Here is a 13,496-nt window from a genome sequence, read left to right as displayed (position 1 = left end):
ATAGAGCGCGGCAAACGCTCCATCCAGACTGACCAGTGCGGCATTCACCACCTGCCGGATCCTGCGCAAAGGATAGCCGCAGGGATCCGCGCTTCAAGCTCCACAGAGCTGAACAGCGACCCGCTCGTCTCGTCAGTCCCCCGCATGATCCCCCCGGCACCTTGTCTGCAAAGGGTGAACCATGTTCCTCGAGCTGCGTCCAGGTCCGACTGTTTCAGCACTCTGTTAAGGTCGAACCGGTGAACGCCACTCTTTCGAGTGAACCCTGTGAGGTCATCTTTGCCTCGATCCAGCTTCAGACCGAGGTGTCCAAGCGGCTCGTCCGAGGGGATGCGTGGTTTTGAGGATCGCTTACGGGCCCTGCGGCTGGACAGTCCTCCGGCCATCGCCGTCCGTTCCTGCGGATGAGATTTTTTTGGGCTTATAAAGTTCAATGGTTTAGAAAGCGCGTTCGGCTCCTCCCGGTGAAGTCATCGGTTCGCCTTTACGGATCCTCCGGCCCGCGTATGAGATTCTCCTGTCATGCGGCCTCCACACACATTTAGCTTTTGTTTGCGCGGGTCTTCTTCTGGCCCCGATGCTGACCTCGGAAGGAGAGCATATGAATATGCTTCTGATTATTTTCGGGCTGATCATTGCTGGACTGGGCACCTTGGGCTTTGTTGACCTCATCGGCTTCGGTTGCGGCATGGGAACGACAGGCTGCCGGTCGACCCTGTGGGGGCGCTATTTCCGTCACCTCCCTGATCCGGAGGGTTTGGTCTGTCTGGTCATCATGGCAATCGCCGTGGCTCTGGTGTTGGGCGGCTTCAGTGCCCGCAGGTCATAAGGCCTGGGCAGGCGCCCTGCCCTCATCCGTCAAAATCTTCTGCCCCGCACCCGGACCGGGACCAGCGGATCGCAACTCATACGCGTCCCGCTCTGTCGCTGTCCCAGGGTGATGGATAGATTTGCATGTGCTGCCTTTTGCAGGCTGCGAATGGCGGGCCGCCTGCTGTCTGCTTGCGCGGGTGCCGGGGGTAACCGTTGGAGACATTACAGTGGTGCCGCCTCTGCGGCCGCAAGCCGGCCCTGGTCGAAGCTGCGGCTGATTTCCGGCGCGAAGTGCTGTCTTTGCACCTGGCCACACAGAACAACACAGCGCTGAGGGTCTGAGAATGAGCGCCTTCACGGCTGGCACGCGCAGGAAATTCGGCAGCGGTCACAGGCAGGATTGAACGCGGAAATGTCTTCACCGAATACGTGGACGCTGCCGGTTCCTTTCGGGCCAAGCCAGAGCCATGGCCTTGAAATACCACAGCCAAACCCTGGTAACTGAGGAGCCGCTCCCTGTTGACATGCGGCGCAGCATCTACACCATCGTGGTGCCATATTGGGACTGGTTCCCGGCTTCGATTGAAGCCATGACGACTCTTCGTCGCCCAATCCATTAAGTTGGCAGTGGCAATCGATTTCACGCAGGGTTCGCCCCATTGGATAAGGCAGCAAGGATACCCTACCCGGAGACAGCTGTGATCCTTCGCCGGAATATGCGTCCCTGCAGTGCCTTTTATGGCGAGGAGCCCGAAGTAATCCATGCCACTGGCTGGTATCCGGAGGATCCTGCAGATGAAGACGATGTCTTTGATCCTGCTGACGACAAGGTAACTGAGCGCAGCTTTAACCGCCGGAAGGCCCAATATGAGGGGCTGTCGTCGGCGCAAGAGGTCGAACGGGTTCGCATGAAGCGGCGCCTCAATGGTAAGGCCCTGGCGTAACCTCTGGCTGGTGAGATCCTGGGTGGCGGCCCAAAGGCCTTCCAGAAATACGAAGCCGGTGACATCGTAATCACACGTTCGATGGACGGCCTGCTGCGGCTGCTGGATCAGAGGCCCGAAAACATATTGAGCCTTCCCGGCCCACCATCGACCTGAACAGCCGACTGAGCCGGGGCCTCAGCCAGTCAATTTCCGGAAGATCTGCCTTTTTGAGTGCAACTCGCGGATCATGGCCTGTGCTTCCGGCAGTGGCGCAGCGCCCGATGGCTCCTGAAAATCAGTGCCCTGATCAGACCGGATCTGCCAGTCTCAGGCCGAGAACTCAGCGGCCGTTTCGACCGGACGCGCCCCTGCAATGCTCAGCGAGGTGCCGGGTTGCGACCACAAATCTGCTAATCACCGGTGTGAGAGCATCTGGCATGTGAAACACGGCGCAGGCACCCTACCCTGATCCTGAATGCAGCCTGTGCGTGGTGGCTGTCCGTCGGTTCTGGACTACACCCGGACTATCCCATCCACAGGAAGTCCGATGTCTGTTCTGTTTGAACCCTTTACCCTTAAATCCGTTACGCATCGCGGTGCCGCCGATGTGCCGGTATTGCACCACGGACGGTCAGGTTGCCGACTGGCATCTGCAGAACCGGGCCTCACAGGCGCGTGGTGGTGCAGGCCTCGTGAGTGTTGAGGCAAGGGCCGTGGTGCCGGAAGGCCGGATTACGCCAAACGACCCCGGTATCTGGAGCGATGAGCTGGCCCAGGGCTTTGTGCGGATGCTCCAGGCCATCAAGGCTCATAGCGCTGTGCCAGGTATTCAGACCGCCCATGCGGGCCGCAAGGCCAACGCCAACTGCCCTGGAAGGGCGATGATCACATCGGCGCCGATGATCCGCGTTACGGGGAAACTATCGCCCCCCGGGCCATCGCTTTCGGCAACAACCTGCCCCGCAGACGCAGGTTTTGAATGGCTTGAGCTGCATTTCGCCCATGGCTGTCTGGCGCAGAGCTTTCTCCAAAGACGCCAACCCGCGGACCGACGCTTACGGCGGCCGCTTCGAGAACCGCAGCCGCTTCCTGCGCGAAACTCTGGCGTCGGTGCGCCAGGTCCGGCCGGAAAAATTCCCGCGGGCCAGACTGGGCGTGGCCCAGTTCAACGGCACCATGGATGAGGACATGGAGGAAGCCCTCACCCTGACCCATCAGATTATGGAAGATGGCCTTGATTTCATGAGCGTCAGTCTCAGCTTCCCGACCCCGCAGGCGCAGCCCCAGGGCTTCGTGGGACCGATCGCAAAGCGCATCCGTGACAAAGCCCGCCGGCCGCTCGCCAGCGCCTGGGGCTTTGGCACCCCGGAAGTCGCTGAAGCGGCAGTTCGTAACACGAAGCCTGATGTGGTGATGATCGGCAAAGCCCATCTCGCCAGCCCGCATCGGACCGATGAAGCAGCACGGGCTGCTGAAAGTCGAGCGCCCGTCATGGGCCACCCTGCCCGCGCCCTACGCGCATTGGCTGGAACGTGACGGATCCAAACCCCGCTGCCAGCGCTTGCGGGCGCTGGCAGGAAGGCAAAAAGGCTGTGGCGGCGACACGATAAGTCGTTCCTGTTTTTTGCAGCATGCTGCTTGTGATGAGAGAATGGGCATATATCACCCTGCCGGATGCAGGATTGTCAGGCGCAATTCAGGGTGAACCATGGTTCTGTCGCCACGCCTGCCTCTGTTTGAAGATGCAACCCTCCGTTCCTGCCTCGGGCCGCTGACGGCATTCCACGGGCCGTCTTCGGTTGAGGATTTGTGTCGTCAACCCGGCATCAATGTCGAAGGCCTGCGCTGCGGCGAAAGGGACGACATCCACTGAGGTTCCCTCCCCCTTCCCTGGACAGGATCCGGCGTTTTTCAAGCCCTCTTTTGCGCCTGCGGATCGGGTTGCGTTGCTTCGATTTGCAGCGGGCAGACCCCTGCCGGCGGTCGGGCGGCAGGGGCTTTGTGCGGACGGCGGTGAGTGCGACCTCATCCATTGCCTGACACCCGCGCGGGCCTGTGACCCGGCCTCCCGGGCATGCAGGCAGCGCAGTCGGATGTCGGGCTGCGCCACAGATGCTGTCCGGGTAGCGGCCCCAGCCATCCATCAGGATGCGACCGCCCGACCGCCGCAGGTGGTCTGTCCGGGCAAAGGATGTGAACTGAGATCCCTGACGTTGCATGGCCGCTCGAACCGATGGCGCGACCATGCTCCATCTTCATGAGATCCGGTGGTCCGAACCGACAGAGGGCCTCACTCAGCGCCGCGAGGTGAGGCAGTCGGCATGTCCTCGCCATGGCCCGCGAACCCGTGGAGGATCACAGATCAATGTTCGATATCCGCCACGACAGAGCCATCCGGCGGTGCCAGTCCATGATCGCCACCAGATAAAGACACCCGCGACGCATTGGCAGCCGGGCAGCCGAAGGCCATCGGTTCGGGAGAGCCTGCGAGAGTGATGTCTGCGCAGCAGACCTGGTTTGGCCGTTCCCCCCGCAGACCGCGCAGCAGGCAGGGGATAGTCTTATGCCCTTTCGCGGGCCTGCTGGTATTGGGCTTCTGACAGATCAGCATCAGGCACATGGGCCGCCCGGCGCGCTTTTCGTTCACCGCATGGCCCTCGTTGCGCAGGCGACACGGCATCTGGCGCAGGCCAAAGAAAGGCGTCTCAAGGAGCTGCGCATCAACCAGACGCCTCAGCGCGAGATTCGGCTCCGTCCCGCCCTGCGGCGTGACATAATACGACGACCGCGGCATCGACAGCCGCGCGCCCTGTTGGCCGGGTGACTGCTCAGGAGGGTCGCGTTCGATCATGCCACGCTTCACTTCCCGATCAGGGCCTGAGCGCTCTTTCTAAAAAAGAGTTGGCCACCGTCTCAGCCATTGGCTTCGATCTCCGATCCTGGCATGCATGTTCCTCGTTGAGGACCGGCACCTTGCGGCGGCCGCGCTCAAAGATATCGGACGCGCCGTCCGGCTGCGCGCGCTTTCCCTGGTGGATCATCGTCGGATGCAGGCCGAACCGGCTCGCCAGCTCCGACACGACCGCCTCGCGTGTTCAGCGCCACCTTCGCCTTGAACTCAGCGGCCTGCTGCTTGCGTTGCAACATCGTCGATCTCCTTCGTTGTGAAGATCAACAGACAGCAAATCAGAGCTTACGTCCGTGTCCGGCTTTCGGGGGGCACCTCAGACGAAACCTCTCGCCGGGCGACCGGCTGGCCTGTATCCGCTTTTGCGTGAAATTGGGGTTGGAGAACCAGGCCTGGAGTGCCCTGTGCTGCACAGCGACGATTACATAAATCGGCGATTGGATCGACTGCAGATCATGTCTGCACGGATCCTGCAAAAACGCCCACTGGTGGACGGCGACCTTGGGTTCGCGTTAGATCAGAGCCAAGCCCCGGTGGGGCAGTAAACAGGATTAAGAGACAAATGAGCCAAAAGTTTGAGGCGCAGCGGCGCGAAACCTTCGAAACCTTTGCAGAACTGAAGAAGCGCGGCACAGCTTTGCCCCGGACTTCGGTCGTGGAGTTCTATCTGCTTGCCGAGGATGAGGACGCTAAGTGGGGTCCTTGTGAGAAAGCCCTGCGCGCGCTTGGCTATAAAACTGAGCGCGATGAGGAAAGCGATACGCTGATCGTCACCACCCGGTCCGAATTGCAGATCACGCCCGACGCGATCTGGGCCGAAGAGAGCAAAGTCATAGAGATCGCGTTCAAATTTGACTTTCATCCCGACGGCTGGGAATTCGGATTCGACTGACCCATCGCTTTGCCGCTGCGCAGTCTGACGGTGGTTTGCGGGCGCGCGCAGAGACCGCTGTTTCACGTGACCTTGGGCGCTGTTACGCAAATCAGCCTTAGGCAAGACCTCCCCTGAGCCCGCGTGGCCTCTGCGACACGCATGGTCGTCGGGGTGCCGTGAACCGTGAAGCTGCAGCTCGGATCCGGACCCCAGCGATCTGTCGGTCGAATACTCTGGCCATGAGGCGCTGGCCGGGCTGTTTGCGGCAGTTCATCCCATCGTCGGGAAAACAGTCCACGGGACTGTTTTCTGATCCCCCTCATACCTCCACCCGGCTGCGGCGGTGAGACCCGCGCCATTTTCGCCAGAGAGCGCAGCCGAGACGCCCGGGCGGGCGCAAGGCGTCGCAGCGCGTTTTTGCCCCGCCCGTGATGGGCTTCCATAAACGGGCGTTCCTGCGGGGGCGGTATGACCGCCACCGCACCTCTGGCGGCGATGCCGTCATGACAGGCTCGGGTGTCACAGGCACCGTCAGCTGTCACGCAGGCGATGTTTTCCTGAGGTGCGATCTGGTTGAGCAGGTCAGACAGGCCCGGTGCATCACGGGTGACACTGGAGGGGACCCCGACGGCACGGAGCTCCAGTGTTTGTTCTTCAACCGCGATGTGGATTCTGCGCCGTGCTCGCCACTGGTCCAGGGACCATGGCGAGCACGGCGTCTGGAACCGCGATGGTTGCGACGCTGCCATTCGCCGCTCCGCTCCACCTTCGCCATCGGGCTTGAACCAATGGCACCTCAATGGCTCAGTCAGTGGGGATGGTGTGGATCTTGTAGGGCACCGCCTTCAGGAGGTGTTCCAGGAACTCCAATGCCGTCTTTCGGTCCGCTTTTTCGAGCAGTTGGATCACCGCAAACCTGCGGGTTCGGTCAATGTCGACAAAGAGACAAAGCCAACCGCCGGGAAAACGATTCCCAGGATCGTTTTCTGATCCGCCTCACTCCGGAGTTCCCGGCTCAGTTCTGCGCGCACTCAAGCCTGCCGTTGAGCCGATGGCGGGCAAGCCCTCAGTATAGCAGCTCGGACGGCCTGCGTGGTTGTGGCGCTGCCATGAGGAATTTGCCCCCCAATGCACCCTTTCATTCCCTCGAAAGGATCACACCCTCAAACCCTGGGATCAAACACCCATATGCCTTTGATCAATCGGGAGAGTTGAAACCTGCTCTGCCCTGTGGATGCCCCACACGGCGCTGGTCGCTGTGCCCCTCTCCATTTCAAAACCACAGGTCCATTCAGACCCTTGGCCGCTCATCTCTGTTGCGCCTTTATGGGGTCCCAAACTGCAGATCCGGCAGAACCGCTTCCCATTCATCGCGCCTGATATGGGTCTGATAGCTTTCTTCATTATCCGTTTTGCGCCAGCGGATGATCGCGCCAATTTCGGCACGTATCAGCACTTTCCCCGGCGGCGGTGTAAAGCTTTTGGCCATGCGGGCCAGTGTTCGGTTTTGCGTATCACGCAAAACCCAGCGATCGCTGTCCTGCGCCACTGTCACCAGATCGCCAACCCGGGCCTGCGCCAGGGCGCGCAGCTCTGGCGCGCCTTCACGCAGCCGCCCTGCCCAGGACAAATCCACCAGCCTCATATCGGGCGTGATATAGGTCGGGTAAGTTTCAGGCACCTGGCTTAAGTCGGGTTTAACATCACGCCAAAGGCAGGCTTCGCCTTCGGCGGGTGCCAGCGGATGCGGAGCTGTTGCCAGAATGGCAAGGCTGCTTTTGGCCCGCGTCATCGCCACATAGAACAACCGCCGGGGGCCGTCGGCATCCTCATCTTTTGAGGGTTTCGCCCAGTCGCCGTCGAGGATCACCACATCGCGGAACTCAAGCCCCTTGGCACGGTGGGCCGTCATCAGCAGCAGGCCGCGCGGCTCAGAGCGCGCATCCCGCGTCCATTCCGCGATCCATTCGATCACATCCGGCAGATGCATGCCTTTGTCGCCGATCTCAGCCGCCAGAGTGCCCAGGCCCTCGCCCAAAAGATCGGTCCAGCGATTGCCGGGCAAAGCGTTCAGGGTCTCGATCAGATCGGTAATCGTAAAGACCTGCCTGCCAGAGGCCTTCAGCCCCGCGATCAGGTTTTGCGTCTCGCGCAGGCGCCAGAGGCTGGGCAGACTTTCATTGGCCATCGTCACCGGAATGCCAAGGCTTTCGGCATAGGCCCGCACCGGCGCAAGGCTGCGCCAGTCGCGCGAAATGATGGCGGTGCCGGTCCAGCTCCAATCGGGGTCCAGGCGTGACAGCCGCTGCAACTCATCTACGGCGGCCACGGCCTGGGACATGGCACCAGGCGGTACGCGCAGCACCTGCACCCTGCCCTGCGCCACCGGATCCAGCGCCGCCCAGACAGCGCCGGGCATGTCTTTGGCCCGGGCCTGGTTCACGGAGATGTCATGGCCCAGCTTCATCCGGTCCGCCGCCCCCGCGATCACCGCATTGGCGCTGGTGACGATATGGCGGCTGGAGCGATAGTTTTCCACGAGGAACTCGGGCTTCGCGCGGTAATCCTCTTCGAACTGGCGGATATAGCGGATCGAAGCGCCGGCAAAGGCATAGATGTTCTGATCGTCATCCCCCACCGCGAAAAGGCTGAGGCGCAGGTCAGGATCCTCCAGCGAGCGCCCGGCGATGGCGGCGATCAGGGCATATTCCTCGGGGCCGATGTCCTGATATTCATCAACCAGGATCCAGCGATAGCCCTCAATCAGCACATCCCGCTGGGCCTCGGCCTCGGCTTTGCCGAGGCCTTCACCGTTCAACAGGTTCACCGCCTGCATGACAATTTTATCAAATTCGCGGGTCTCGGTCGGCGCATTGGTGAAGCTGACGCCAACCAGCCGCATCGCCATGGAGTGGCAGGTCGAGATGACCACGCCAAAGGCATCATCCCCGATCAGATGGCGCAGCCGCGCCCGGATTTCAGCCGCCGCGTGGCGGTTATAGGTCAGCACCAGAATGCCGCGCGGATCCTCGCGCTTTACCCGGATCAGATAGGCGATGCGGTGTACCAACACCCGGGTTTTGCCCGAGCCTGGTCCCGCCAGCACCAGCACATTGGTCGCCTCACGGTCATCCGAGACGATCTTTTGCTGCACCGGATTGTTCAGCCCGTCGACGATTGCGCGCCAGGAGGTGCCGGTGGTCTGGCGGCGGACCTCTGCGCCGCGACCGGGCATCCAGCGTTTCATGAAGGCGTCTCTGTCGAGAACGAAGTAATCCTCCGAGAGCCGCTGTGCCTGGTCGATCGCCGCCAGCCCCTTTTCGGCATAGGCGGCCATGACATGGGTCTGCACGGTCTGTTCGCTGTAATGTTCTTCCAAAGGCTGAAAATGATCGCGGGTAAAGCCGCCCGAGCCCGGGCGCAGCTGCAGGGTCATTGCCGGGCGGAAGACGGTCAGCCCCTTGCCCAGCGTCATCACCTCCTGCTCGTGCAGCCACAACAGCGCGCGGTCGAGCAGCTTGGTCAGGTCTTTCACCTGCCCCTTGAGAAGCGCATCGCCATTCAGCACCGCCAGCAGATTGCCCAAAGTGGTCTCAACCTGCAGATCCTTGCCATGGGTGCCGCGCGGCACCTTGCCAGTCAGGTCAGTCAGCAGAAGTTCCGCCGCCTGGCGGCGCAGCTCGGCGGTCTTATCAAGCACCCTCCAGGGCCTTTGCAGCGTGACCGCAATGGCGCTGATCGATAATTTGCGCAGGCGCAGATTGCCGCGGCCGCCCTCCATATCCCGGCCATCGCGCGCCATGCCCTGCAGGAGTTTATGCACCAGATCGGGACGCACATGTATGTGCCCCCTGTCGCGCAATCTTTGCGTGGCTTCGGGAAGGTTCAGCGGCAGGGCCATTTCCGTCTCGGCATCGGGGGCCGCTTCGCGCATCAGGGCAATCAGATCCTGCTCAAGACCCGCCGCCTCTCTGAACTTCGCAATCGACGCGCCTCTGATCCCCACATGGACAAAAACCGTGACCGCGATGTCGTTCTGCGCCAGGCCAAGCGCCTCAAGATCGGCCATGGCGCGGTTCAGCTGCGCCCCCATAAGCCCGCAGACGGAGGTCAGCTCATCGGTTGAGATCCCCACATCCGGCGGCGCATTCATCAGATGCCGCAGCACATTCATCAGCTGCCTGCGCCGCGTGCCGGTAATGGCGGCCTTGTCCAGCACAGGCCCGGCCTCGGCCAGGGTCCGAATGCGCAGGGAGGACGGGAAGACCTGCACCCTGTTTTCTTCGCGGCTGAGCAGCGTGGCTTCTTCCAGCCAGGAGACAGCGGTTTTCACCCGCGTATCATCGGTGGCGCTGTCGCGGCCGAAATCCTGATCCAGTTCGGCCCGCACGATCTCACCCGAGGTGGCCACCACCGTGCCGGTTTTTTTGCTGCGCTCATCAAGGCGGCGCACCGCCCTCAGAATGGCCCCGATTTCATGACGCGCGAGGCGCGAGCGGGCCGAGAGGTTGAACTGCCGCTCCACATCTTCGGGGCTGAACAGCAGCACGCAATTGGCATGGTCGCGGTCGCGCCCTGCCCGACCGGCTTCCTGCAGATAATTCTCCAGCGAGCCCGGGATATCGCCATGCACCACCAGCCGGATATCGGGCTTATCGATGCCCATGCCAAAGGCATTGGTGGCGGCAATCACCCGCAGCGCGCCCACCCGGAAGCGCTCCTGGACATCGCGCTTTTGCTCGGGCGTCATGCCGGCGTGGAAATGCCCGGCGGTCAGGCCCTGCAGCTGCAGGAATTCGGCCACCCGTTCCGTCTCCCCCCGGGTCGAGCAGTAAACAACCGCACCGGAATGCCCCTCAGTGGGCAGTTTTTCCTGAATGACCGCCAGAATATCGGCAAGCTTCGTGGCCTTTTGCGTCTCGCGCACCTCATAGCTGAGGTTGGTCCGCGAGGCACCGCCATCGAGCAGCAAGAGGCTGCGGCCCAGACGGGCGTGGAAATGCTCGCGGATATCGCGGACAACTTCCGGCTTGGCCGTTGCAGTCAGGGCGATGATCGGCGCGACTTCGGCATCTCCCGTGAATTCCTTAATGAAGCGCGAGACATAGCGGTAGTCGGGCCGAAAATCATGGCCCCATTTCGAGACGCAATGCGCCTCATCCAGCACCCAAAGCCCGACCTCACGCTGTTTTAACACCGATCGCACCGAACTGCTGCGCAGCTGCTCGGGCGAGATCAGCAAAAGCGCCGCCTCGCCCAGACGCACCCGGTCCAGCGCATCCTGCCGCTCGGGCATCGAGAGCATGCCATTGATCGTCACCGCCGAGGCAATCCCTGCCCGCGCCATGCCCTGCACCTGATCCTGCATCAGGGCGACCAGCGGCGAGATCACCACGCTCAGCGCGCCGATCCTGTCGAATTTCGACAGCGCAGGGATCTGATAACAAACGGATTTACCGGTTCCCGTGGGCAGGATACCCAAAAGGCTCGCGCCCTGCATGCCCTCATCTACGATGCGTTCCTGCAGCGGGCGGCCCATCTCATCCACCGGCTCGGCGCGATAGCTGTCAAAGCCGAACCAGCGCGACAGCGCCTTGATCGGATCATTATGCGCGCGGCACCAGGCGCAGGCATCGTCATCACATTGAGTATCGCGCAGATCCCGCACGATCTGCGCCGCCTCGGAAAAGCGGGCCCGCACCCATGGCGGCATCACGGAATCCCCACCCGCGACCGAGATCCAGGACAAAGCATAAGCGACAGCCCAGGCTTTGCGCGGCTGTGCCAGACCAGAAATCAGCCGTTCGACCCCCGCCCCGCAGGCATTGCCCTGCAGCAAAGCCGCCACCAGCTGGCCCGCCTGCGCCGTGTCAGGGGCTGCCTGGCCACTGCGCAACAGCGAGAACACTGCGTCATAGCCCTTCGCCAGTTCATCGCGCGTGCAGAGATAATGGTAGACCGCCAGAACATCCGGCGTGCTTTCAGCCATAGTTGCAAAAGCATGCAGCTGATTGTCGAGCACATCAAAGACCAGCCGCGCATCAAGCTCTGGATCATTCACATGGCCTGCCTGCAGGCGACCATCGTGATAATGCTTCACCAAATGGTGGTAAGGGTTGCGCGGAAACGCGAGCGGGTTCAGCCAGAGCGTATCAATATGGGCCGAAGCCGCCTGCGCAAACCGCTTTCCATGCGCCGACAGATGCGGAAGATCGTGACCGCGAATGTTATGCCCGATCAGGAAATCTTTGGTGCTCAGCGCCTTATCCAGCGCATCAAGGCCCTCTTCAAGGTGGCCCTTCTGCATCACCAGCGCATCAATATCCGGATCTGATGTGACGGCAGCAAAGGCGAAGATACGTGCCGTCTTTGGATCAACCTCCAGATCGACGGACAGGCAATGCTCCAGAAATGTCCTGACAGGGTCTCGCATTAGCAATAATTCTTATTATTTCATAACTTTTCAAATCGATAGCACAATCAGCTGATTTTTAAAGCGAATGGTTGAGTTTGGTTGCGACCGCGGGTGGGCAGTGTTGCCCAAGCGGTCCGCGGGCCAGAGGGGCCGCTTTCCCCTTTTTGAGCGCTCTATCCCGGCGGTGCCGGGGGATGAGCCGTCGAACGCCATTGGCCCGAGCGGGACGGCGAAGGACCCCTGCGGTCTGGCGCTCGCGATCGCGTGAGGCGATGCCTTCGCCAAAGGCCCTGAAAAATTTCAGCTTCGCCGCAATCCGCCTTCGGACATGACATCCGGATCAGGGCTTCGAAGCCGCTCGCCCCAGGTGTTTGCTCCCACGGTTGATGGTGCGCTCCTTTCCTGGGAATGGAGGGAAGCCCTGTGCGACAGCTTCGTCATGGCTGCGCCCTGAGAGGACGCCATATGATCGCTGGAGAGCGAAGGGATTTGCGGCAGGCGCTGTTTCAGGCTGCGCGCGGCCCCCCTGCACAATCCTGCTTTGAAGGCGGCCGCCCAGCAACTTCGCGATAAAGGGAAAGCCCATCAAACCGTGATCATTGCAATCGCGAGACGGCTTGTGGCGATTGCGACTGCCCTCCGCACATCAAGGCAGATATGGATCGTCTGAGGCGCCAGAAGGCCCGGTTGCTGCCCTTGCACAGCGCACTGAGGCCCAAATCCCGGCACTCCCATAAAAGGCGGCCCGGGACTGCGCAAATCATGCAGCACCCCTCACGATCCGCCACCAAAACCAAAGCTGCGTGGCGGCAGACGACCTCTAGCAGGGTGCTGAAATAGTCCTGATTGCAGGACCGTTTTCCTCCACCAAGACGTGCCTGTTGTTCCGCCGCGCATTCTTCGCCAGGCAACATGCATGCCTGGCTGGGTCTCCCAACCTCACGCGGCCAGCAGTTTGGGCAGTCTCGCGAGATTGTTCGCTGCCATTGTCAGGATGAAGCGCGCACGCACCCGCTCGACACCCCGATAGAGGGTCTGGGTCATACCGCCGACCGTCCTGGCCCATCCAAAGGTGAGGAGGATAAGAAAACGATCCGGGTATGAGCAGGGACAGCATTTGATCCGGGGGATCAAATGCCCTGCGATTGGTTTTTCCGACGCAAATCGATCCGTTTGCGGTGCCTGAGCGACAGTGCGTAGCCCTTGTGTCGGGTCGTGCGGCCGTCGATCGCGGAATGTCTCGATTTTTGCGCAACATGTGGGGTGACGCAGGCGGCTCGCAGATCGGCCACGAAATCGGCTGTGTCGAAGGCCTTGTCCGCCCCCAGCGTCAGCCGACGCGTCGATCCGGGTGAGTGGCGATGGATCATGTCGAGGGCAGCGCGCCGTTCGGCATGACCATCGGCCCGGGTGAGTTCGCCTTGCACGATCAGGCCCGAACGGTTCTCCATCAAGGCGTGACCAACGAAGCAGAGCATGGCCCCCGTGCCGGACGACTTCTTGTAAAGCCGCGCATCCGGATCCGTGGAGGACGCATGCGTGGCGTTGGAGCGTCTCTGG

Annotated in this window: 6 protein-coding genes and 5 pseudogenes; 5 read left to right on the top strand and 6 right to left on the bottom strand. The window is 61.6% G+C overall.

Translation table 11 applies throughout. The features are described 5' to 3' along the window. Positions 1–146: pseudogene (locus tag EG244_RS19215) on the bottom strand (IS5/IS1182 family transposase); the annotation flags it as partial. Positions 147–601: 455 nt separating this feature from the next. On the opposite strand from EG244_RS19215, the gene EG244_RS19210 reads away from it, so the two are divergent. The 4 genes and pseudogenes from EG244_RS19210 (at position 602) to EG244_RS21410 (ending at position 3,275) form a co-directional block, all read left to right on the top strand. Continuing rightward, positions 602–829 carry a hypothetical protein gene (locus EG244_RS19210; protein WP_124966772.1) on the top strand — a complete coding sequence of 76 codons (228 nt, stop codon included), beginning with the start codon at positions 602–604 and terminating at the stop codon, positions 827–829. Between the two features lie 682 nt (positions 830–1,511). Continuing rightward, complete coding sequence (locus EG244_RS19205) at positions 1,512–1,757, top strand: hypothetical protein (protein WP_124966771.1); 246 nt, start codon at positions 1,512–1,514, stop codon at positions 1,755–1,757. A 470-nt stretch (positions 1,758–2,227) separates the two neighbouring features. Further along, positions 2,228–2,593, top strand: a pseudogene (locus EG244_RS21605) (oxidoreductase); the annotation flags it as partial. Between the two features lie 148 nt (positions 2,594–2,741). Then, positions 2,742–3,275, top strand: a complete 534-nt coding sequence (locus tag EG244_RS21410; protein ID WP_325050404.1) for an oxidoreductase — start codon at positions 2,742–2,744, stop codon at positions 3,273–3,275. 826 nt (positions 3,276–4,101) lie between these two features. On the opposite strand, the gene EG244_RS19195 is transcribed toward EG244_RS21410, so the two are convergent. Continuing rightward, positions 4,102–4,590, bottom strand: coding sequence for a hypothetical protein (locus EG244_RS19195; protein WP_124966770.1), 489 nt, complete (start codon positions 4,588–4,590; stop codon positions 4,102–4,104). Between the two features lie 619 nt (positions 4,591–5,209). On the opposite strand from EG244_RS19195, the gene EG244_RS19190 reads away from it, so the two are divergent. Beyond that, positions 5,210–5,539 carry a ribonuclease E inhibitor RraB gene (locus EG244_RS19190; protein WP_124966769.1) on the top strand — a complete coding sequence of 110 codons (330 nt, stop codon included), beginning with the start codon at positions 5,210–5,212 and terminating at the stop codon, positions 5,537–5,539. A 97-nt stretch (positions 5,540–5,636) separates the two neighbouring features. Here the strand turns inward: EG244_RS19190 and EG244_RS21170 are convergent. From EG244_RS21170 to EG244_RS19175, 4 genes and pseudogenes are all read right to left on the bottom strand, one after another. Then, positions 5,637–6,290: pseudogene (locus EG244_RS21170) on the bottom strand (transposase); the annotation flags it as partial. Between the two features lie 38 nt (positions 6,291–6,328). Next, a pseudogene (locus EG244_RS21665) lies at positions 6,329–6,478 on the bottom strand (IS481 family transposase); the annotation flags it as partial. Positions 6,479–6,845: 367 nt separating this feature from the next. After that, complete coding sequence (locus EG244_RS19180; RefSeq protein ID WP_124966768.1) at positions 6,846–11,954, bottom strand: RecQ family ATP-dependent DNA helicase; 5,109 nt, start codon at positions 11,952–11,954, stop codon at positions 6,846–6,848. Between the two features lie 921 nt (positions 11,955–12,875). Next, positions 12,876–13,496, bottom strand: a pseudogene (locus tag EG244_RS19175) (IS5/IS1182 family transposase); the annotation flags it as partial.

This window comes from Falsigemmobacter faecalis (genome assembly GCF_003863335.1).
Lineage (GTDB): Bacteria > Pseudomonadota > Alphaproteobacteria > Rhodobacterales > Rhodobacteraceae > Wagnerdoeblera > Wagnerdoeblera faecalis.
The sequence above is the reverse complement of the archived record's forward strand: the minus strand, read 5'-3'. Positions and strand labels throughout refer to the sequence as shown.

Bases quoted from the DNA above. Each gene is read 5' to 3' on its own strand.
- EG244_RS19210 (WP_124966772.1), top strand. From the start codon at position 602: ATGAATATGCTTCTGATTATTTTCGGGCTGATCATTGCTGGACTGGGC.
- EG244_RS21410 (WP_325050404.1), top strand. From the start codon at position 2,742: ATGGCTGTCTGGCGCAGAGCTTTCTCCAAAGACGCCAACCCGCGGACC.
- EG244_RS19195 (WP_124966770.1), bottom strand. From the start codon at position 4,590: ATGATCGAACGCGACCCTCCTGAGCAGTCACCCGGCCAACAGGGCGCG.
- EG244_RS19190 (WP_124966769.1), top strand. From the start codon at position 5,210: ATGAGCCAAAAGTTTGAGGCGCAGCGGCGCGAAACCTTCGAAACCTTT.
- EG244_RS19180 (WP_124966768.1), bottom strand. From the start codon at position 11,954: ATGCGAGACCCTGTCAGGACATTTCTGGAGCATTGCCTGTCCGTCGAT.